23 protein-coding genes are annotated in these 21,988 nt (G+C 46.2%); 18 read left to right on the forward strand and 5 right to left on the reverse strand.

Features of this window, described 5'->3' with window-relative positions:
* Positions 1–84: 84 nt before the first annotated feature.
* The 5 genes from QTO06_RS13015 to dnaA form a co-directional block, all read right to left on the reverse strand.
* Positions 85–522 carry an Hsp20 family protein gene (locus QTO06_RS13015; protein ID WP_005426066.1) on the reverse strand — a complete coding sequence of 146 codons (438 nt, stop codon included), beginning with the start codon at positions 520–522 and terminating at the stop codon, positions 85–87.
* 537 nt (positions 523–1,059) lie between these two features.
* Positions 1,060–3,477: a DNA topoisomerase (ATP-hydrolyzing) subunit B gene (gyrB, locus tag QTO06_RS13020; RefSeq protein WP_331408390.1), complete on the reverse strand. Its 2,418-nt coding sequence runs from the start codon at positions 3,475–3,477 to the stop codon at positions 1,060–1,062.
* 13 nt (positions 3,478–3,490) lie between these two features.
* Positions 3,491–4,570: a DNA replication/repair protein RecF gene (recF, locus tag QTO06_RS13025; protein WP_045371904.1), complete on the reverse strand. Its 1,080-nt coding sequence runs from the start codon at positions 4,568–4,570 to the stop codon at positions 3,491–3,493.
* 9 nt (positions 4,571–4,579) lie between these two features.
* Positions 4,580–5,680 (reverse strand): DNA polymerase III subunit beta, encoded by a 1,101-nt coding sequence (gene dnaN / locus QTO06_RS13030; RefSeq protein WP_005440839.1) that lies wholly within the window; start codon positions 5,678–5,680, stop codon positions 4,580–4,582.
* A gap of 63 nt (positions 5,681–5,743) precedes the next feature.
* Positions 5,744–7,150, reverse strand: coding sequence for a chromosomal replication initiator protein DnaA (gene dnaA / locus QTO06_RS13035; protein ID WP_005532851.1), 1,407 nt, complete (start codon positions 7,148–7,150; stop codon positions 5,744–5,746).
* Positions 7,151–7,580: 430 nt separating this feature from the next.
* Here dnaA and QTO06_RS13040 point away from each other — a divergent pair, with 430 nt between their 5' ends.
* From QTO06_RS13040 to atpH, 18 genes are all read left to right on the forward strand, one after another.
* The gene (locus tag QTO06_RS13040; protein ID WP_331408392.1) at positions 7,581–8,342 is read left to right on the forward strand and encodes an amino acid ABC transporter substrate-binding protein; all 762 of its coding nucleotides are present in this window, start codon (positions 7,581–7,583) and stop codon (positions 8,340–8,342) included.
* Positions 8,343–8,447: 105 nt separating this feature from the next.
* Positions 8,448–9,119: an amino acid ABC transporter permease gene (locus QTO06_RS13045; RefSeq protein WP_331408394.1), complete on the forward strand. Its 672-nt coding sequence runs from the start codon at positions 8,448–8,450 to the stop codon at positions 9,117–9,119.
* Complete coding sequence (locus QTO06_RS13050) at positions 9,116–9,853, forward strand: amino acid ABC transporter ATP-binding protein (protein ID WP_331408395.1); 738 nt, start codon at positions 9,116–9,118, stop codon at positions 9,851–9,853. Before QTO06_RS13045 ends, QTO06_RS13050 begins: the two co-directional genes overlap by 4 nt.
* Positions 9,854–10,096: 243 nt before the next feature.
* A complete protein-coding gene (rpmH, locus tag QTO06_RS13055) occupies positions 10,097–10,231 on the forward strand; it encodes a 50S ribosomal protein L34 (protein WP_005378825.1) in 135 nt (44 codons plus the stop codon).
* A gap of 46 nt (positions 10,232–10,277) precedes the next feature.
* Positions 10,278–10,601, forward strand: coding sequence for a ribonuclease P protein component (gene rnpA / locus QTO06_RS13060; RefSeq protein ID WP_009699098.1), 324 nt, complete (start codon positions 10,278–10,280; stop codon positions 10,599–10,601).
* A complete protein-coding gene (yidD, locus tag QTO06_RS13065) occupies positions 10,568–10,825 on the forward strand; it encodes a membrane protein insertion efficiency factor YidD (RefSeq protein WP_005451046.1) in 258 nt (85 codons plus the stop codon). The genes rnpA and yidD overlap by 34 nt, the downstream gene beginning before the upstream one ends.
* Positions 10,826–10,827: 2 nt before the next feature.
* Positions 10,828–12,450 (forward strand): membrane protein insertase YidC, encoded by a 1,623-nt coding sequence (yidC, locus tag QTO06_RS13070; RefSeq protein WP_088881516.1) that lies wholly within the window; start codon positions 10,828–10,830, stop codon positions 12,448–12,450.
* Positions 12,451–12,582: 132 nt separating this feature from the next.
* Positions 12,583–13,944, forward strand: coding sequence for a tRNA uridine-5-carboxymethylaminomethyl(34) synthesis GTPase MnmE (mnmE, locus tag QTO06_RS13075; RefSeq protein WP_038892423.1), 1,362 nt, complete (start codon positions 12,583–12,585; stop codon positions 13,942–13,944).
* A 100-nt stretch (positions 13,945–14,044) separates the two neighbouring features.
* Positions 14,045–14,485 carry an FMN-binding protein MioC gene (gene mioC, locus QTO06_RS13080; RefSeq protein ID WP_005424936.1) on the forward strand — a complete coding sequence of 147 codons (441 nt, stop codon included), beginning with the start codon at positions 14,045–14,047 and terminating at the stop codon, positions 14,483–14,485.
* Between the two features lie 469 nt (positions 14,486–14,954).
* On the forward strand, positions 14,955–16,850 hold the full coding sequence (mnmG, locus tag QTO06_RS13085; RefSeq protein WP_331408397.1) for a tRNA uridine-5-carboxymethylaminomethyl(34) synthesis enzyme MnmG: 1,896 nt from the start codon (positions 14,955–14,957) through the stop codon (positions 16,848–16,850).
* Positions 16,850–17,485, forward strand: coding sequence for a 16S rRNA (guanine(527)-N(7))-methyltransferase RsmG (rsmG, locus tag QTO06_RS13090; protein ID WP_331408398.1), 636 nt, complete (start codon positions 16,850–16,852; stop codon positions 17,483–17,485). The genes mnmG and rsmG overlap by 1 nt, the downstream gene beginning before the upstream one ends.
* Before the next feature lie 10 nt (positions 17,486–17,495).
* The gene (locus QTO06_RS13095) at positions 17,496–18,269 is read left to right on the forward strand and encodes a ParA family protein (protein ID WP_331408399.1); all 774 of its coding nucleotides are present in this window, start codon (positions 17,496–17,498) and stop codon (positions 18,267–18,269) included.
* A gap of 23 nt (positions 18,270–18,292) precedes the next feature.
* Positions 18,293–19,174 (forward strand): ParB/RepB/Spo0J family partition protein, encoded by an 882-nt coding sequence (locus tag QTO06_RS13100; protein WP_010648461.1) that lies wholly within the window; start codon positions 18,293–18,295, stop codon positions 19,172–19,174.
* Positions 19,175–19,363: 189 nt separating this feature from the next.
* Entirely contained in the window at positions 19,364–19,753 is a 390-nt protein-coding gene (locus QTO06_RS13105) for a F0F1 ATP synthase subunit I (protein ID WP_005532841.1), read from the forward strand.
* Between the two features lie 8 nt (positions 19,754–19,761).
* Entirely contained in the window at positions 19,762–20,574 is an 813-nt protein-coding gene (gene atpB / locus QTO06_RS13110; RefSeq protein ID WP_005429781.1) for a F0F1 ATP synthase subunit A, read from the forward strand.
* A gap of 56 nt (positions 20,575–20,630) precedes the next feature.
* Positions 20,631–20,885: a F0F1 ATP synthase subunit C gene (gene atpE, locus QTO06_RS13115; protein WP_002540812.1), complete on the forward strand. Its 255-nt coding sequence runs from the start codon at positions 20,631–20,633 to the stop codon at positions 20,883–20,885.
* 71 nt (positions 20,886–20,956) lie between these two features.
* Entirely contained in the window at positions 20,957–21,427 is a 471-nt protein-coding gene (gene atpF, locus QTO06_RS13120) for a F0F1 ATP synthase subunit B (RefSeq protein WP_005429802.1), read from the forward strand.
* Between the two features lie 14 nt (positions 21,428–21,441).
* Positions 21,442–21,975, forward strand: coding sequence for a F0F1 ATP synthase subunit delta (atpH, locus tag QTO06_RS13125; protein ID WP_005429777.1), 534 nt, complete (start codon positions 21,442–21,444; stop codon positions 21,973–21,975).
* The last annotated feature ends 13 nt before the right edge of the window (positions 21,976–21,988 follow it).

Raw genomic sequence — 21,988 nt, forward strand, 5'->3', positions numbered from 1 at the left:
GAAAGCCCCAAACTAAAAAGAGCGCCCATATGGCGCTCTTTCTCATTCTATAACCGTTTGGTTAACTGAAATGTCATCAGCTGATTAGCTGTTTTCAATCAGATTGTTGCCACCGATAGCAATCTTACGCGGTTGCATCGCTTCTGGAATTTCACGAACTAAATCGATATGAAGTAGACCGTTTTCCATTGATGCACCAACGACTTTTACGTAATCCGCAAGTTGGAATTTACGTTCAAAATCGCGTTCTGCAATGCCTTGGTAAACGTAGTTTTTACCTTCTTCTGCTTTACGCTCGCCCTTCACAATCAACATGTTTTCGTTTTGAGTCAAATCGAGCTGATCTTCAGCAAAGCCTGCAACTGCCATCGTAATACGATAGTTGTGCTCGTCTTTTTGCTCGATGTTGTATGGAGGGTAACCGCCAGAAGTGTTCTTCGCAGAGCTTGCTTCCATCAGGTTGAACAGACGGTCGAAGCCAATTGCATTACGGTATAGTGGTGAGAAATCTACATTACGCATAATCTATCCTCTTTTAAGCAATAGTCTTAGCCCAGATGAAGGTCATCCACGTGGCGCATTTATGCAAGAAAACGCCGAGCTAAGGGATCCGATGATTCATTCCTCTGACCTACTCTTTAGGTGCGGGGACATGATGTCGAATCTAGGGTCAAGTTGTGTGCTAAAACTGAGTATCCTCTCCTGAGCGATCTCGTTTAGCGATTCCTGAGGCGCTGTTCTTCTCTTGTTGAGCAAGTTAGCCATCCCTCTTCATAACTAGATATAAGGTCGAAAAATGGGCTTTCAAGGGATCCAGTGAAAATATTTTTAGAACCATAGAGCGCAGCCGTTCTCGTATCTCGCCTCTTTTATCTGGTTTCTCTCACTCAATAAAAAAGCACCACCCGAAGGCAGTGCTTTTAAAATTCTATCAAAAGAAATTTAGATTCGTTTTTCCGCAGGGGGATATGCTTAGTTCTAGGAGAAGGCGCGCAACATACAAGTGTATGTGAGCACCTTCGACAACGAAATCAGCATATCCAGCAAAGGAAAAATAGTCTAAACGTCTAGGTTTGCTACTTTCAGCGCATTCTCTTCGATGAAGTTACGACGCGGCTCAACTTGGTCACCCATTAGCGTTGTGAACAATTGGTCTGCGCCTACTGCATCTTCAATGGTTACTTGCATCATGCGACGTGTCTCAGGGTCCATTGTGGTTTCCCAAAGCTGATCTGGGTTCATCTCACCTAGACCTTTGTAGCGCTGTAGGCTTAGACCACGACGCGACTCTTTGATTAGCCACTCAAGTGCCGATGCGAAGCTTGATACCGGCTGAGTACGCTCACCACGCTTGATGTAAGCGCCTTCTTCTAGCAGGCCGTCTAGTGCTTCAGATAGATCCGCTAGCTTGCCGTACTCTTTCGAGTTCAGTAGGTCGATGCTTAGTGCGTAGTCATGAGTCACACCGTGAGTACGTACGATGATCTTAGGTAGGTTTAGACCTAGCTCTTCGTGTTGCTCAACTTCAAAGCTGTATTGACTTGCGCCCACTTCTTTCGCGTTTAGCTGTTCAACTAGCTGTTTTGTCCACGCTTCTACTGCTGCTGCATCGTGACATTGCTCTGCCGTTAGACGCGGCGTGTAGATTAGCTCATGAACTAGCGCGCTTGGGTAACGGCGGCTCATACGATCCGCTAGCTTGATACCAGCATTGTATTGCTGAACTAGCTTCTCTAGCGCTTCGCCTGCCAATGCTGGCGCTTCTGCGTTTACGTGTAGCGATGCGTTATCAAGTGCCAAAGCAACTTGGTATTGGTTCATCGCGTCTTCGTCTTTGATGTACTGCTCTTGCTTACCTTTCTTCACTTTGTAAAGCGGTGGCTGAGCGATGTACACGTAGCCACGCTCAATAAGCTCTGGCATTTGACGGTAGAAGAAGGTCAACAGTAGCGTACGGATGTGCGAACCATCGACGTCAGCATCGGTCATGATGATGATGTTGTGGTAACGCAGTTTGTCCGGGTTGTACTCGTCACGACCGATACCACAGCCCAGTGCAGTGATCAGCGTAGCTACTTCTTGAGAAGAAAGCATCTTGTCGAAACGCGCTTTTTCTACGTTAAGAATCTTACCTTTTAGCGGTAGGATTGCTTGGTTCTTACGGTTACGGCCTTGTTTTGCGGAGCCGCCTGCCGAATCACCCTCCACTATGTATAGTTCAGAGAGTGCTGGATCTTTTTCCTGACAGTCTGCAAGTTTGCCTGGTAGACCTGCTAGGTCTAGTGCGCCTTTACGACGAGTCATTTCACGAGCTTTACGCGCTGCTTCACGAGCACGAGCTGCATCGATGATTTTCGAACAAACCATCTTCGCTTCTGTCGGGTTCTCAATCAGGAACTCAGACAGTTTCTCACCCATTGCTGATTCAACCGCTGACTTCACTTCAGAAGAAACCAGTTTGTCTTTCGTTTGGCTAGAGAACTTAGGATCTGGCACTTTAACTGAAACAACCGCAGTTAGACCTTCACGAGCGTCATCACCAGACGTTGCTGTTTTCGCTTTCTTAGAGAAACCTTCTTTATCCATAAAGGTATTCAGCGTACGTGTTAACGCAGCACGGAAACCAGCAAGGTGAGTACCACCATCGCGTTGCGGGATGTTGTTAGTGAAACAGTAGATGTTCTCTTGGAAGCCGTCGTTCCATTGCATTGCTACTTCTACAGCAATGCCATCTTCACGTTCAAAATCGAAGTGGAAGATTTTCTCAATGATTGGAGTTTTGTTGGTGTTTAGGTGTTCAACGAACGCTTGAATACCGCCTTCAAACATGAAGTGGTCACTCTTGTCTGCTTCACGCTCATCAACCAGCTTGATAGAAACACCTGAGTTTAGGAAAGAAAGCTCACGTAGACGTTTTGCTAGGATATCGTAATGGAATTCGATATTTGTGAAGGTTTCAGCGCTTGGCCAGAAGCGGATTTGTGTACCCGTTTGCTCAGTATCACCGATTACTGCTAGTGGCGCTTGAGGCTCACCATGATGGTAAGTTTGCGTATGAATATGACCGCCGCGGTGGATAGTCAGAACCACTTTTTCAGACAGTGCGTTTACTACTGAAACACCTACGCCGTGAAGACCGCCCGATACTTTGTATGAGTTATCGTCGAACTTACCACCAGCGTGAAGTACCGTCATGATAACTTCTGCAGCCGATACTTTTTCTTCTGGGTGCATTTCTGTTGGAATGCCACGACCATCATCCGTAACTGAAACCGAGTTGTCCTCATGAATTGTCACAACGATGTCTTTACAGTGACCTGCCAACGCTTCATCAATTGAGTTATCCACCACTTCGAAGACCATGTGGTGAAGACCAGTGCCGTCGTCCGTGTCGCCGATGTACATACCTGGACGCTTACGTACCGCATCCAGACCCTTCAGTACCTTAATACTCGATGAATCGTAATTTTCAGACATGAGTTTCTCTCTTCTAGTTTGACTCTATCCTGCCATGTTCCACATGAAACAATTTGCCCGTATCGTCCAACATATCGGCGATTTGGCTTTCAGTGATAGAGCTTACAAATACTTGTGCGCCCGTCTCTTTCAAGCAGTCCGCTAGACGCTTGCGACGTTGGCTGTCTAATTCCGACGCAAAGTCGTCAATTAGGTAAATACATTGTTTTCCGGTCATTTCGGTAAGGTGTTGCCCCTGCGCGACACGCAATGCACACACCATGAGTTTTAATTGACCGCGTGACAAAACGTCCTCAACGGGCGTTCCGTTCACTTTAATGCGCAGATCAGCTTTATTCGGGCCACTAAAGGTGTAACCCAATGACTGATCACGCTCGAAATTTTTTTCTAGTATCTCATGATAAGGGGTATCTTTGTCCCATCCACGATAATACTTTAATTGGATCTCAAATTCTGGCAAAAATGTCTGACAGATGGTTTCCGCTACGGTTTTCATCTGTTCGATGTACAGCGCTCGCCATTGACTGATGTTTTCAGCCAAACGCGCCATCTCTTGATCCCAATAACTGAGTTCGCGATAACTTCTGGCGGTTTTAAGCAGTGCATTGCGTTGCTTGTTAAGACGCTTGAAACGTCCCCATGCATCATAGAAAGCTGGCTCAGTGTGAAAAACGCCCCAGTCGATGAATGCACGACGATGTTTTGGACCATCCGTTAGTAGATCAAATCCTTCTGGATGTATCAACTGCAAAGGCAAAACTTGTGCAAGTTGCGCCAGTTTTTGTCCAGATTGACCGCCTATTTTAACCTCTGTTGAGCCATCACGCTGCTTATTAATGCCGATAGGTAGCTCAAATTGATCCGAGTTCAAAAAACGACCATGAACAAACAGTTCGTCACACTCATTTTGGATAACTCGACCCGTCAGCGAACTCTTGAAAGAGCGTCCGTGTCCGAGCAAGTAAATCGCTTCTAGGACACTGGTTTTACCGCTGCCGTTCGGCCCAATAAGAAAGTTAAAGCCTGCTGATAGGTCAATATCACAGGCTTTAATGTTTCGAAACTGCTGAATGATGAGGCGAGAAAGTGGCATTCAGATGGCTTATAGACGAATTGGCATCACCACGTACATGGCACTGTCGTCGTCTGCGTTTTCAATCAACGCACTTGCGTTCGCATCTGACATCGACACACGTACGTTATCGCAACGCAGTGTATTAAGCACATCAAGCACGTAGCTAACGTTGAAGCCGATCTCGATAGCGTCACCTTCAAAGGTCACGTCTAGCATTTCTTCTGCTTCTTCTTGCTCTGGGTTGTTAGCAGTAATGCGCATTTCACTGCCCGCAAGATTTACACGAACACCACGGAATTTTTCATTAGAAAGAATCGCTGCACGAGAAAACGCTTGGCGTAATTCATCACAGCTTGCTTCTAATGTTTTGGTCGTACTTTGTGGCATTACGCGGCGATAGTCAGGGAAACGACCATCAACAAGCTTAGAAGTGAAGATAAAGTTGTTCACTTCTGCACGCACATTTGAACTACCAATTTGTAGCACGACAGGTTGCTCTGGCGCGTCCATTAGCTTCACAAGTTCTTGTACACCCTTACGCGGCACGATGATTTGCTTCTGTGCGAAATCAGCACCGAGTTGTGTTTGAGATACCGCCATACGGTGACCGTCAGTTGCCACGCTACGTAGCGTCGTACCGTCGATTTCAAACAACATACCGTTGAGGTAGTAACGAACGTCTTGGTTCGCCATTGAGAATTGTGTTTTCTCGATCAGCGTACGCAGATCAGACTGAGTTAGTGACACTTCCACTTCACTCTGCCAATCTTCAATGTTCGGGAAATCGTTCGCTGGAAGCGTCGCCAGTGAGAAACGGCTACGGCCTGAACGAACTTGCACGCGATCGCCTTCTAGTACGAAGGTGATGATAGAGTCGTCTGGTAGACCACGGCAGATATCAAGAAATTTACGAGAAGGAACGGTAATACTGCCCGCTTCAAAATCCCCTTCTAGAGCCACTTTGCTCACCAATTCCACTTCCAAATCGGTTGCAGTCATGGATAACACGTTCTCTTCTACTTTAATCAGTAGGTTACCAAGAATTGGTAGGGTTGGTCGGCCACCTAGTGCACCCGAAACCTGTTGTAGCGGTTTGATTAAATGACTACGTTCAATGGTAAATTTCATGCTTGGCTCTTTACGCTGTCAGCTCAATTAATGATTTGCTTAGAATACTGTCATTCTAACCGATTACGAAGACAGGGTGCGAATCAAGTTAGAGTAATCTTCTTTAATATCGTGGCTCTCTTCACGCAGTTGCTCAATCTTGCGACATGCATGCAGTACTGTGGTGTGGTCACGACCACCAAACGCATCACCAATTTCTGGCAAGCTGTGATTGGTCAACTCTTTTGCCAACGCCATCGCCAACTGACGAGGACGAGCAACCGAGCGAGAGCGACGTTTAGATAGTAGGTCAGCAACCTTAATCTTATAATATTCAGCGACCGTCTTTTGAATGTTGTCGATCGTTACGAGCTTCTCTTGTAGAGCAAGCAGATCGCGCAGCGCTTCACGAACAAAATCAATCGTAATTGGACGACCAGTGAAGTTTGCGTTTGCGATTACGCGGTTCAGTGCACCTTCCAGTTCACGAACGTTAGAGCGTAGGCGCTTAGCAATAAAGAACGCCACTTCATCCGCTAGGTGGATTTGGTGGTCTTCAGCTTTCTTCATCAAGATCGCCACACGAGTTTCAAGCTCTGGTGGCTCGATCGCGACGGTTAGACCCCAACCGAAACGTGATTTCAGACGATCTTCTACACCGCTGATCTCTTTTGGATAACGGTCAGATGTCAGGATGATCTGTTGGTTACCTTCTAATAGTGCATTGAAGGTATGGAAGAATTCTTCTTGCGAGCGCTCTTTATTAGCAAAGAATTGGATGTCATCGATAAGTAGCGCATCAACACTGCGGTAGTAGCGTTTGAATTCTTCAATCGCGTTGTTTTGCAGTGCTTTCACCATATCTTGCACAAAACGCTCAGAGTGCATGTACACCACTTTTGCGTTGGGATTGTTATCCACAATCGCGTTACCTACCGCGTGCAAAAGGTGGGTTTTACCCAAACCTGTACCACCGTATAAGAATAGTGGGTTATAGGCTGCGCCTGGGTTATCCGAAACTTGACGAGCAGCAGCAAGACCCAATTGGTTCGACTTACCTTCTACGAAGTTGTTGAACTTGTGTTTTGGGTTCACGTTTGAACGGTGGTTGATGTCAGCGATCGCTTGCGCGTCGTCATCCCACGTTTTATGCACAGGCTTACGTGCTTGCAGTTGAGCAGGCGCTGAAGATTCTGCAGCCACGTCTGCCGGCGTACGTGTCGGTGCCGGTTTTGGTGCTGCAACTGGGCGACTGCCCACTTCAAAGCGCAGGCTAGGTACGTCGTTACCGCAGTATTCTTGCAGTAAACGATTGATGCTGTTCAGGTACTTGTCGCGAACCCAATCCAACACGAAGCGGTTAGGTGCGAACAGAGTGAGAGTATTGTCATTGAGCTCCGCTTGTAACGGACGAACCCACATGCTGAATTCTGTAGCTGGTAGCTCTTCTTGAAGCTGCTGCAAACATTGCAACCAAAGCGAAGATGACACGGTGCCCCCACTGAGTATTTGAATTATCGGAAAAGACTGGCAATTTTACCTGTTGATAACCAAGATCGCCAGCAATTGATCGACGATCCAGTGAATAAGATCTAAGTTATTCACAATTATTTCGCCCAACTAAGCGAGATCAACACATCTTGCCCCAAATTTGCCCACACATTGATCCACATTTGGGCAAAATCAGCCAGATCGAGCAATTGGTGATAACTCTGTGAATGAATTTCGGTTCATCGATTTTTTTCGATCGTCATTTCTGCTCTTTCCGATCGTTTTTTCATCATTTATCCCTATATCTTGGCTACTATCTATACCAAATAAGATCTTATTACTCTGAGGTCTAGGTTATTGCACTTGGTTATTTCTTTAATTGAGCTAACTGACAGTAGTATTTCCAACCATAAAAGTATGGAGATGTATTATGAAAAACTGGATTAAGGTTGCCGTTGCAGCCATCGCTTTGTCTGCCGCGACCGTTCAAGCGGCAGTCGACACTGCCGCTACTGAAGTAAAAGTAGGCATGTCTGGCCGTTACTTCCCATTCACCTTTGTGAAGCAAGATAAGCTGCAAGGCTTTGAAGTGGATATGTGGGATGAGATCGGTAAACGTAACGATTACAAGATCGAATACGTCACAGCGAACTTTTCTGGTTTATTTGGCCTACTAGAAACGGGCCGTATTGATACTATCTCGAACCAGATCACCATGACAGATGCGCGTAAGGCGAAATACCTATTTGCTGACCCATACGTAGTAGACGGTGCGCAAATTACCGTGCGTAAAGGCAACGACAGTATTCAAGGTGTGGAAGATCTAGCAGGCAGAACCGTTGCGGTTAACCTAGGCTCTAACTTTGAGCAGTTGCTTCGCAGCTACGACAAAGACGGCAAGATCAACATCAAGACTTACGATACTGGTATTGAACACGATGTAGCTTTGGGTCGTGCTGATGCGTTCGTTATGGACCGTCTGTCTGCATTAGAACTGATTAAGAAAACCGGTCTACCGCTACAACTTGCGGGTGAACCATTTGAAACGATTCAAAACGCTTGGCCATTCGTTGATAACGAAAAAGGTCGTAAGCTACAGGCAGAAGTGAATAAAGCACTTGAAGAGATGCGTGCCGACGGAACAGTAGAGAAGATTTCAGTGAAATGGTTTGGTGCCGACATCACTAAGTAAAACTTCTCTTCTTTTAGGACGCAGAGCTTTATCTCGCGTCCTTTTTTAACTCAATGACAAGGTGGAACTTCGTATTCCACCTTTTCTTTTCTCAAGGTAAGTCGTATGGGATTTGATTTTAATTACATGTTGGAACTGCTGCCAATACTGCTCAAGTATCTTGGCACAACCATGGAAATGGCCACATGGGGATTGGTCTTTTCACTGATTCTAGCCGTCATTTTAGCGAACATTCGCGTATTTAAGCTGCCAGTTCTCGATCAATTGAGCCAACTTTATATCAGTTTCTTCCGTGGTACCCCACTTCTAGTACAACTGTTTTTGCTTTACTACGGCTTACCGCAAATCTTCCCGTTCATGGTGGGCATTGATGCCTTTTCCGCGGCAGTGATTGGTTTGACATTGCACTTTGCCGCCTACATGGCAGAGAGCATTCGTGCCGCTATCATTGGTATTGATCGCAGTCAAATGGAAGCGAGCTTGTCAGTGGGGATGACAACACCTCAAGCGATGCGTCGGATTATTTTGCCACAAGCAACGCGAGTCGCACTGCCTTCATTGATGAACTACTTCATCGATATGATTAAGTCCACTTCCCTCGCCTTCACGTTGGGTGTGGCTGAAATCATGGCTAAAGCACAAATGGAAGCCTCTTCTAGCTTCCGCTTCTTCGAAGCTTTCCTTGCCGTCGCTCTTATTTACTGGGGTGTGGTGGTGATTCTGACTCGAGTACAAATATGGGCAGAGGCAAAATTGAATAAGGCGTACGTACGATGATCAAATTAGAAAATATCCACAAACGCTTTGGCGAAACAGAAGTCCTTAAAGGTATTGATCTCGATATCAAGCAAGGTGAGATCATCGTTATTATTGGTTCAAGTGGTACGGGTAAATCGACCCTATTGCGCACCGTTAACTTCTTAGAGCAAGCGGATGAAGGTCGCATTACCATCGATGACATCTCCGTAGATACACAAAAACATACCAAAGCCGAAGTATTGGCTCTACGCCGCCGAACTGGGTTTGTTTTTCAAAACTATGCCCTATTTGCTCATATGACTGCGCGTCAGAACATTGCAGAAGGCCTGATTACCGTACGTGGCTGGAAGAAAGATGACGCACTAAAACGTGCACAAGAAATTCTCGACGACATTGGTCTTGGCGATAAAGGCGAAAGTTATCCAGCGGCGCTGTCTGGAGGTCAACAGCAGCGTGTAGGTATTGGCCGTGCAATGGCCTTACAGCCGGAACTGTTGCTTTTTGATGAGCCAACGTCTGCACTGGATCCTGAGTGGGTTGGAGAAGTTCTCTCATTAATGAAGAAGTTAGCTAACCAACACCAGACAATGCTAGTGGTAACGCATGAGATGCAATTTGCCAAAGAAGTGGCTGACAGAGTGATCTTTATGGCCGAAGGCAACATTGTTGAACAAGGTTCTCCACAGGATATTTTCGACAATCCACAAGATCCTAGATTGAAAAAATTCCTTAACCAAGTGGGAATAGAGTAAAGATCAAGCATTAGGATCAATCGATCCTTGAGATTTTACTCACACTACGTATAATCGCCCGGCCGGAATTTCATACACATGAGTCATTGACACATTATGTGAGTGTGATTACAATTCCGCCTCTTTGTTGAGAGGCGTCGGTTGTTCTTCTCTATATAAAGAGCTTCTTTATATAAAGAAAGCATATTGCCCACGCCGGGTTTAACAAGAACCTAAAACTACTGATCAGTAAAGGTAATTATCATGAAACGCACTTTTCAACCTACAGTTCTAAAGCGCAAGCGTACTCACGGCTTCCGTGCTCGCATGGCAACTAAGAACGGTCGTAAAGTTATCAACGCACGTCGTGCAAAAGGCCGTGCGCGCCTATCAAAATAATCGCTAGTTTATTTTGAACACGTACGCGTTTAATCGGGAGTTACGCTTGTTAACTCCCGAGCATTATCAAAACGTCTTCCAGCAAGCTCATCGAGCTGGCTCGCCTCATTTCACCATCATTGCTCGCAATAACAAACTTTCTCATCCACGATTAGGTTTAGCTGTTCCGAAAAAGCAAATCAAAACTGCTGTCGGTCGTAACCGTTTTAAGCGTTTGGCTCGTGAAAGCTTTCGTAACAATCAACATCAGCTTCCAAATAAAGATTTTGTTGTGATCGCGAAGAAAAGCGCGCAAGATTTAAGCAATGAGGAATTATTTAAGTTGTTTGATAAGCTATGGCATCGCCTGTCTCGCCCTTCACGTGGATAGCCATTGGGCTCGTTAATCTTTATCGCTGGTTTATCAGCCCTCTGATTGGTCCTCGCTGCCGGTTCACACCAACTTGTTCCACTTACGCACTAGAAGCTTTGAGAGCTCACGGTTTTGTAAAAGGATGTTGGTTATCAGGCAAACGTCTATTAAAATGCCACCCTTTGAATGAAGGGGGGTATGACCCCGTTCCACCAGTCCAAAAACAAGACAGAGATAACTAACGATGGATTCTCAACGTAATATCCTGCTCATCGCTCTGGCACTGGTTTCTTTCTTGCTGTTTCAACAGTGGCAAGTAGCAAAGAATCCAGCACCTCAAGCGGTTGAACAGGCTCAATCAAGCAGTACTCTACCTGCACCATCTTTTGCGGATGAGCTAGACCCAGTTCCTGGTCAACAGCAAGCTTCTGCAAAAACTATCACAGTAACGACTGATGTTTTAACTCTGTCGATCGACACCGTTGGTGGCGATGTGGTACATGCCGACCTGAACAAATACTCTGCTGAACTTGATTCATCAGACCCATTCGTTCTGCTAAAAGACACTAAAGGTCACCAGTTCATCGCACAAAGCGGTCTAGTGGGTCCTCAAGGTATCGACCTTAGCAGCACTAACCGTCCTCACTACAACGTGAGCGCAGACAGCTTCACTCTAGCTGACGGTCAAGATGAACTACGCGTTCCAATGACTTTCACTGCGAATGGCATCGAATACATCAAGACTTACGTATTAAAACGTGGCAGCTACGCGCTGAACGTAGAATACGATGTCGTGAACAACTCTGGTAACAACGCAACATTTGGTATGTACGCTCACTTGCGTCAAAACCTAATGGACGCTGGTGGTAGCATCACAATGCCTACTTACCGTGGCGGCGCTTACTCTACAGAAGACGTTCGTTACAAGAAATACAGCTTCGAAGATATGCAGGATCGTAACCTGTCTATCAACCTAGCGGATGGCCAAGGTTGGGCAGCAATGATCCAACACTACTTCGCTGCAGCTTGGATCCCACGCAACGAACCAGGTACTAACCTGTACACTCGCGTGATTGGTAACCTAGGCGACATCGGCGTGCGTATGCCAAACAAAACTATCGCAACGGGCGACCAAGCGAAGTTTGAAGCAACACTATGGGTTGGTCCTAAGCTACAAAACGAAATGGCAGCAGTGGCACCAAACCTAGATCTAGTAGTGGACTACGGCTGGCTATGGTTCATCGCTAAACCACTTCACTCACTGCTTGCTTTCATCCAAAGCTTCGTGGGTAACTGGGGTGTGGCAATCATCTGTTTGACCTTCATCGTTCGTGGTGCAATGTACCCACTAACGAAAGCGCAATACACGTCTATGGCGAAAATGCGTATGCTACAGCCTAAGCTGCAAGCAATGCGTGAGCGCATCGGTGATGACCGTCAGCGCATGAGCCAAGAGATGATGGAACTGTACAAGAAAGAGAAAGTGAATCCACTAGGTGGCTGTTTACCTCTTATCCTACAGATGCCTATCTTCATCGCACTATACTGGGCACTAATGGAATCGGTTGAGCTTCGTCACTCACCATTCTTCGGTTGGATTCACGACCTTTCAGCACAGGACCCTTACTACATCCTGCCGCTACTGATGGGTGCGTCAATGTTCCTAATCCAGAAGATGAGCCCAACAACAGTAACGGATCCAATGCAGCAGAAGATCATGACCTTTATGCCGGTTATGTTTACCTTCTTCTTCTTGTTCTTCCCATCAGGCCTAGTTCTATACTGGTTGGTGTCGAACATCGTTACGCTTATCCAGCAAACTTTGATTTACAAAGCGCTGGAGAAAAAAGGCTTACACACTAAGTAACCTTGATAGAAAAGCATAAGAAAGGCGGCCAAAAGGTCGCCTTTTTGTTTTTGGCTGATTACAATTCAGCTAATTAATTGGTTCTGGCTCCCTAGGGGTGTAACCCTATAGCCCAGCTCAAAAGGCAAGATTATGACTACAGATACGATTGTCGCTCAGGCTACCGCACCCGGTCGTGGTGGTGTCGGCATTATTCGTGTTTCTGGCCCTAAGGCCAATCAAGTGGCGCTAGAAGTCACAGGTAAGACGCTAAAGCCTCGCTACGCAGAGTATCTACCATTTCAAGCGGAAGATGGCACCGTGCTAGACCAAGGCATTGCCTTGTACTTCCCTAACCCACATTCGTTTACAGGCGAAGACGTACTTGAACTGCAAGGCCATGGTGGCCCTGTGGTAATGGATATGCTGATTAAGCGTATCTTGGGTATCGACGGCGTACGTGCCGCTCGACCTGGTGAGTTCTCAGAACGCGCCTTCCTAAACGACAAGATGGACCTAACTCAAGCAGAAGCGATTGCCGACCTGATTGATGCCAGCTCAGAAGAAGCAGCAAAATCAGCACTGCAATCACTGCAAGGCCAGTTCTCACAACGCATCCAAACGCTGGTGGAATCTCTGATCCACTTACGTATCTACGTGGAAGCGGCCATTGACTTTCCAGAAGAAGAAATCGACTTTTTGGCCGATGGTAAAGTGTCTGGTGACCTACAAACAATCATCGATAACCTAGATGCGGTACGTAAAGAAGCCAACCAAGGCGCGATCATGCGTGAAGGCATGAAAGTCGTGATTGCAGGCCGGCCTAATGCTGGTAAATCAAGCCTATTGAACGCTCTATCTGGCAAAGAATCCGCTATCGTTACGGATATCGCAGGTACTACGCGTGACGTATTGCGTGAACACATCCATATCGACGGTATGCCTTTGCACATCATCGATACCGCTGGTCTGCGTGATGCTTCTGATGAAGTAGAGAAAATCGGTATCGAGCGTGCATGGGATGAAATCGCCCAAGCAGACCGTGTTCTGTTTATGGTAGATGGCACCACAACCGACGCAACGGATCCAAAAGACATTTGGCCAGACTTCGTTGATCGCTTGCCAAACAGTATTGGCATGACGGTGATCCGTAACAAAGCGGATCAAACAGGTGAAGAAATGGGGATCTGCCATGTAAACGATCCGACTCTGATTCGCCTTTCTGCAAAAACAGGCGCAGGTGTGGATGCTTTACGTACTCACTTAAAAGAGTGTATGGGCTTCTCAGGCAATACGGAAGGCGGCTTTATGGCTCGTCGTCGTCACCTAGATGCGCTAGAACGTGCTGCTCAACATCTTCAAATCGGCCAAGAACAGCTTGAAGGCTATATGGCTGGCGAAATCTTGGCAGAAGAGCTGCGCATTACTCAGCAGCACTTGAATGAGATTACCGGAGAGTTCAGCTCTGATGACCTCCTCGGCCGAATCTTCTCCTCATTCTGTATTGGTAAATAATCAAAACACGCGGTGTTAAGCATAGGTTTAACACCGCGTTTCTTTTTGTACTGGCGCTAATAACACGTTGGCGTCAGTGAGGCTCAATAAAGGAAGACACATGATCCACATTATTACAGGCAGTACGTTAGGTGGCGCAGAATACGTTGGTGATCACCTAAGTGATCTACTCAATGAGAACGGTTTTGAAACAACGATCCACAACCAGCCGGAGTTGTCTGCGATCGAGAACCAAGGCACTTGGTTGGTGATAACTTCAACTCACGGCGCGGGTGAATACCCAGATAACATTCAGCCTTTCATTGCTGCATTACAAAACACACCGCCTAAGATGGCGGACGTAAAGTTTGCTGTGATAGCGATTGGTGACTCAAGTTACGATACGTTCTGTGCTGCAGGCCAACATGCATACGACCTGTTAGAAGACATTGGCGCAACGCCAATCACAGACTGCTTGAAGATTGATGTACTTAGCCACGACGTACCTGAAGACGCCGCAGAAGTGTGGTTGAAGGAAAATCTGGCTCGCTTTTCTGCTTAATTCCTCTATCACAGAGTCGCATTGCGGCTCTGTTTCTTCCCATTGTGAATAACTCCCCTCAAAAAATCTTGTTCAACCGCTCAAAAAACACCCAAACCAACTGTGGATAAGTCAGGTAAGATCCAGTGATTTTCCTTTAGTTATCCAAAGAATAACTTAGATCCTTTTTCACCCCTGTGTATAACCCAGCATTTTGATCTCAGGAAATCCTCGATCTGATCAAGCCATGATCACAAGATATGATCCAAAGAAGATCCATGATCTTGTTGATCATTTTCTAGTTATCCACAGAAACATGCGATCCTAATAATAGATCCAATAAAAGATCATATATATAGATCTTATATATATAGTCTTAGGGACTAAAATTTGAAAAGCGAGAAAACGATTCTCTCTCACACAGAAAAAAGGTAAAATACCGCTCTTTTTTATCTGTTCATTAAATCCTTTGAATACCTGAGGTCAGTTCATGCTTTATCACGAAAAATTTGACGTCATTGTTGTCGGTGGCGGACACGCAGGAACGGAAGCCGCGCTCGCATCTGCACGCACAGGACAAAAAACACTCCTCCTTACCCATAACATCGATACATTAGGCCAGATGTCTTGTAATCCGGCGATTGGTGGTATCGGTAAAGGTCACTTAGTAAAAGAAGTGGATGCTATGGGCGGTCTGATGGCTGAAGCCATTGACCATGCAGGTATTCAATTCCGAACACTGAACGCCTCTAAAGGTCCAGCGGTTCGAGCAACACGTGCTCAAGCTGACCGTGCATTGTACAAAGCGTACGTACGCAACGCGCTAGAAAACGCACCAAACCTAACTCTGTTCCAACAATCGGTTGATGATCTGATTGTGGACCAAGATCGTGTGGTTGGCGTCGTAACGCAAATGGGCCTGAAATTCCAAGCGAAAGCGGTGGTATTAACCGTAGGTACTTTCCTTGGCGGAAAGATCCATATCGGTATGGAAAGCTCTTCAGGTGGTCGCGCTGGGGATCCACCATCGATCGCACTGGCGGATCGACTACGTGAACTGCCATTCCGTGTCGATCGTTTGAAAACAGGTACACCACCACGTATCGATGCACGCAGCGTGGATTTCTCAGTGTTGGAAGCACAACACGGTGATAACCCAACACCTGTATTCTCATTCATGGGCAAACGTGAACATCAACCGCGTCAAATCCCATGTTTTATTACTCACACCAATGAGCAAACTCATGATGTGATCCGCAACAACCTTGATCGTAGCCCAATGTACGCAGGCGTGATCGAAGGTATTGGCCCGCGCTACTGTCCTTCTATCGAAGACAAAGTAATGCGCTTTGCGGATAAGAACAGTCACCAAATCTTCATTGAGCCAGAAGGCCTAACCACGCACGAGTTATACCCTAACGGTATTTCCACCAGCTTGCCGTTTGATGTGCAAGTGCAAATCGTTCGTTCAATGAAAGGTTTTGAGAACGCACACATCGTTCGTCCAGGTTACGCGATCGAGTACGACTTCTTCGACCCACGTGATTTGAAGCAAACCTACGAGACCAAGTTCATCAGTGGTCTGTTCTTTGCTGGTCAAATCAACGGTACGACTGGCTACGAAGAAGCAGCAGCACAAGGTTTGATGGCAGGCTTGAACGCAAGTTTGCACAGTCAAGGCAAAGAAGGCTGGAGCCCACGTCGTGACCAAGCTTACATGGGCGTGTTAATCGATGATTTGTCGACCATGGGTACCAAAGAGCCGTACCGCATGTTCACTTCTCGTGCGGAATACCGTTTGTTGCTTCGTGAAGATAACGCCGATCTACGTTTGACGGAAAAAGCGCGTGAACTTGGTTTGATTGATGATGTGCGTTGGGCACGTTTCAACGAGAAAATCGAGAACATGGAAACCGAGCGCCAACGTCTAAAGTCGACGTGGATGAACCCAAATTCTGCAGGCATTGATGAACTGAACAAGCTATTGAAAACACCAATGGCTCGTGAAGCAAGTGGTGAAGATCTTTTGCGTCGCCCTGAGATCTCATACTCACAATTGACGCAACTGGATGCTTTTGCTCCTGCTCTAGAAGATCAACAAGCGTCAGAACAAGTTGAAATTCAAGTCAAGTACGATGGTTACATCAAGCGCCAGCAAGAAGAGATCGAAAAATCGCTTCGTCATGAGCACACTAAGCTCCCTGCAGACTTGAATTACAAAGACGTGAAAGGTCTGTCTAACGAAGTCGTTGCTAAGCTGACAGAAGCCAAACCAGAAAGCATTGGTATTGCTTCTCGTATCTCAGGTATCACGCCGGCAGCGATCTCTATTCTGCTTGTTCACCTGAAGAAGCACGGTTTGCTGAAAAAAGGCGAGGAAGAGTAATGAGTGCTTTACGTACCAGATTAGACGAGCTGATCGCGCAAACCGATTTGGAAGTGTCTGAAAAACAACGTGAGCAGTTGGTCGGTTACGTCGAACTGCTCGACAAGTGGAACAAAGCTTACAACCTAACGTCGGTTCGTGACCCACTTGAGATGCTAGTGAAACATATCCTTGATAGCATCGTCGTTAGCACTCACTTATCAGGTGAGCGTTTTATCGATGTTGGCACAGGACCAGGTTTGCCAGGTATTCCATTGGCAATCATGAATCCAGAGAAAACCTTCTTCTTGCTCGATAGCCTTGGCAAACGCATCCGCTTTATCAAGCAAGTTGTGCACACGCTAGGGCTGAAAAATGTGACGGCAATTCAAAGTCGCGTCGAAGAATTCCAGCCAGAAGAAAAATTTGATGGCGTTTTGAGTCGAGCTTTTGCTTCAATGACGGACATGGTGGAATGGTGTCATCATCTGCCTAAACAAGATTCTGGGGTGTTCTTAGCTTTGAAAGGGCTTCACCCTAAAGATGAAATAGATCTGCTTCCTGAATGGTGTAGTGTGACAGAGATCATATCTTTAGCTGTTCCTGAGTTGGAAGGTGATCGTCATCTAGTAATCTTATCGCGCAAGGAAAATTAGCGAGGTAATCGTGGGTAAAATTGTAGCAATCGCCAACCAGAAAGGTGGGGTCGGCAAAACAACAACGTGCATTAACTTAGCAGCTTCGATGGCGGCAACAAAGCGCAAGGTTTTGGTGATCGATCTCGACCCTCAAGGCAACGCTACGATGGCCAGTGGCGTCGACAAATATATGGTCGACGCAACGGCGTATGATCTTCTGGTTGAAGATACCCCGTTTGATCAGGTGGTTTGTACCGAAACCACAGGGAAATACGATCTGATTGCAGCGAACGGAGACGTTACCGCTGCAGAAATCAAATTGATGGAAGTGTTCGCGCGTGAGGTGCGTCTGAAAAACGCCCTTGCGTCAGTTCGCGATAACTATGATTTCATCTTTATTGATTGTCCTCCTTCTCTAAACCTTCTTACAATCAATGCTATGGCCGCAGCCGACTCTGTGCTGGTGCCGATGCAATGTGAATACTTTGCGTTAGAAGGTTTAACTGCTCTTATGGATACAATCAGCAAGTTAGCGGCCGTGGTCAATGATAACCTCAAAATCGAAGGTTTACTACGTACCATGTACGATCCACGTAACCGCCTGTCTAATGAAGTATCCGATCAACTTAAAAAACACTTTGGTAGTAAAGTTTACCGTACTGTGATCCCACGTAATGTGCGTTTGGCCGAAGCGCCGAGCCACGGTAAACCAGCCATGTACTATGACAAGTACTCTGCTGGCGCCAAAGCGTATCTTGCTTTAGCGGGCGAAATGCTCCGCCGCGAAGAAATCCCAGTTTAACTCTAACCTAAGGAATTCCTCCTATGTCTAAGCGTGGTCTAGGAAAAGGACTGGATGCGTTGTTGTCGACCAGTTCGTTAGCTCGTGAAAAACAGCACATTGCATCGCACAGCCAAGCATTGTCGGCTGACGGTGAACTGACGGATTTGGCGATTGGTCAATTGCAGCCGGGTGTTTACCAACCGCGTAAAGATATGGCGCCAGAAGCGCTAGAAGAACTGGCAGCTTCGATTCAATCACAAGGCATCATTCAGCCGATCGTGGTTCGCCAAGTTGCGGGTGGTCAGTTTGAAATCATCGCTGGTGAACGCCGTTGGCGCGCTGCAAAACAGGCTGGTCTTAAACGTGTGCCTTGTTTAGTGAAAAAGGTCGAAGACCGTGCAGCGATAGCGATGGCACTGATCGAAAACATTCAACGTGAAGATTTGAATGTGATTGAAGAAGCGCAAGCGCTTGAGCGCCTGCAGGATGAATTCACGCTGACGCATCAGCAAGTGGCCGATGTGATTGGCAAATCAAGAACCACAGTAAGTAACCTATTACGTCTAAATCAGTTGGAAATTGATGTAAAGGGTCTGGTTGCAGATAAAAAATTAGAAATGGGTCATGCTCGAGCTCTGTTAGCGCTAGAAGGCGAACTGCAAGTCGAAGTGGCTCAACAGGTGGCTAAGAAGCAAATGACGGTTCGACAAACCGAACAGTTAGTAAAAAAGTGCTTAGCCCCACAAAATGAGCAAAAAGCTCAACAAGAAGATACCGAAGCGGAGCAAATGTCGCATAAATTGAGTCAACTGCTTGATGCCAAGGTTTCTTTGGTCCGTTCTGCAAACGGCAAAGCGAAAGTGACGATAAGTCTTGATGAGCCTCACAAATTGAATCAACTGATTGCCAAGCTAGAGGCCTAGATGAGATAATTGATTTAGGTCAATTAATCAAAATAATCGAATTTTGTGTGAAAGTTGTCGGATTGTAAACAAAACTGTAAGTTTTTGATGCAATATAATTGCATTCAATTGTTCTCACCGTATAATTTTCGCCAATTTCCCTGCACAGAGAGTTTAGTGCAAAGTGGATATTACTAGAGGTACGAATACATGGTAGCTGCGTTAGCTAGACCAGGACGAGAGCTCGCAAAGCAATTGTTAATGATCCAGTCTGGCGCGGTTATTTTTGTGGCTGCAGGAATGGCGATGGCCGTGAATCCTGAATGGGGAATTTCAGCGCTGGTTGGTGGGGGCATTTTTGTTGTTGCCAATGCTGTCTTTGCGCTATGTGCTTTTATGTTTAGTGGGGCTCGTGCTGCCAAGCGCATCGCGGCGTCCTTCTACACAGGTGAAGTTCTGAAAATCCTCATCACGGTTGTGTTGTTCTACGTAGCCTACATGTATATGCAGGTGGAACTTGTTCCCCTCAAACTAACCTATTTGCTGGTACTAGGTATTAATATCTGTGCACCAGTGCTATTCATTAACAACAAAAAATAGGATGAGTTATGGCTGCGCCAGGTGAAGCGCTAACATCGTCCGGTTACATTGCCCACCACTTATCAAACCTATCTTTAGCTAAGTTAGGCTTGGTAGCGGATGAAGCAAGTTTCTGGAACGTACATATCGATAGCCTGTTTTTTTCTTGGTTTACTGGTTTAATCTTCCTCGGAATTTTTTACAAAGTAGCAAAGAGAACAACAGCGGGTGTACCGGGTAAGCTTCAGTGTGCTGTAGAAATGATCGTTGAATTTGTCGCGGAAAACGTCAAAGACACGTTCCATGGACGCAACCCACTGATCGCGCCTTTAGCACTGACTATCTTTTGTTGGGTATTTTTGATGAACGTGATGGACTTAGTTCCGATCGACTTCTTACCGTACCCAGCAGAGCATTGGCTAGGTATTCCTTATCTTAAGGTTGTACCGTCTGCTGATGTGAATATCACCATGGCTATGGCTCTAGGCGTTTTCGCATTGATGATCTACTACAGCATCAAAGTGAAAGGTCTAGGTGGATTCGCAAAAGAACTTGCACTACATCCATTCAATCACCCACTGATGATTCCGTTTAACCTACTGATTGAAGTGGTATCGCTACTAGCGAAGCCTCTATCACTTGGTATGCGTCTATTCGGTAACATGTTCGCGGGTGAGGTTGTATTCATTCTTTGTGCGGCAATGCTACCATGGTACTTGCAATGGATGGGTTCACTACCGTGGGCAATCTTCCATATCTTGGTTATTACGATTCAAGCCTTCGTATTTATGATGTTGACAATTGTTTACCTGTCAATGGCACACGAAGATTCTGATCATTAATTTTTTAAGCTTTTTATTTGGGCACATAAGCCAACAACTATAAATTGGAGATAGTAATGGAAACTTTACTGAGCTTTTCTGCAATCGCCGTAGGTATTATCGTCGGTCTTGCTTCTCTTGGTACAGCGATTGGTTTCGCACTACTAGGTGGTAAATTCCTAGAAGGTGCAGCACGTCAACCAGAAATGGCTCCTATGCTACAAGTTAAGATGTTCATCATCGCAGGTCTACTTGATGCGGTTCCAATGATCGGTATCGTAATCGCGCTACTATTCACATTCGCAAACCCATTCGTTGGTCAACTAGGTTAATCACCTTTAACTCGGGACGAGCTCAGGCTTGTCACTGATTAACACTAAGTCCAAATAGAGGGGTAGCTGTTGTGAACATAAACGCAACTCTGCTAGGTCAAGCAATCTCGTTCGCACTATTTGTGTGGTTCTGCATGAAGTATGTATGGCCACCGTTGATGCAAGCGATCGAAGAGCGTCAGAAGAAAATTGCTGATGGTCTTCAAGCAGCGGAACGTGCTGCAAAAGACTTGGATCTAGCACAAGCCAACGCTTCTGATCAGTTGAAAGAAGCGAAGCGCACAGCAACTGAGATCATCGATCAAGCGAACAAGCGTAAGTCTCAAATTATTGACGAAGCTCGCGAGGAAGCTCAGGCAGAACGCCAGAAAATCCTAGCGCAAGCAGAAGCAGAACTTGAAGCTGAACGCAATCGTGCACGCGATGAGCTGCGCAAACAAGTTGCTACTCTGGCTGTAGCTGGTGCTGAGAAAATCCTTGAGCGTTCTATCGATAAAGACGCTCAGAAAGATATTCTCGACAACATTACTGCAAAACTTTAAGTCTGGGGGCGCATATGTCTGATTTGACTACAATCGCACGCCCCTATGCTAAAGCAGCCTTCGACTTTGCTGTAGACAAAGACCAGTTGGACCAATGGGGCCAAATGTTGTCTTTTGCTGCTGAAGTCGCTAAAAACGAGCAAATGAGCGAACTTCTAACGGGTTCGGTTTCTGCTGACAAAATGGCAGAGATTTTTGTTGCAGTTTGCGGCGAACAAGTTGATACGCACGGCCAAAACCTGATTAAGGTAATGGCTGAGAATGGTCGTCTAACGGCCCTTCCTGATGTTTGTGAACAATTCTTCCTATTGAAGAAAGAGCATGAGAAAGAAATTGATGTTGAAGTGATTTCAGCAAGCGAACTTTCTGATGAACAACTTGCAAACATTGGCAGCAAACTTGAAGTGCGTCTAGAACGCAAAGTGAAGCTGAATTGCAGTGTAGATGAGACCCTACTTGGTGGGGTTATTATTCGAGCCGGAGACCTAGTCATCGATGACTCAGCGCGTGGTCGTTTGAACCGCCTGAGCGATGCATTGCAGTCTTAATGGGGATTGGAGC

Source organism: Vibrio sp. M260121, from assembly GCF_036533715.1.
GTDB lineage: Bacteria > Pseudomonadota > Gammaproteobacteria > Enterobacterales > Vibrionaceae > Vibrio.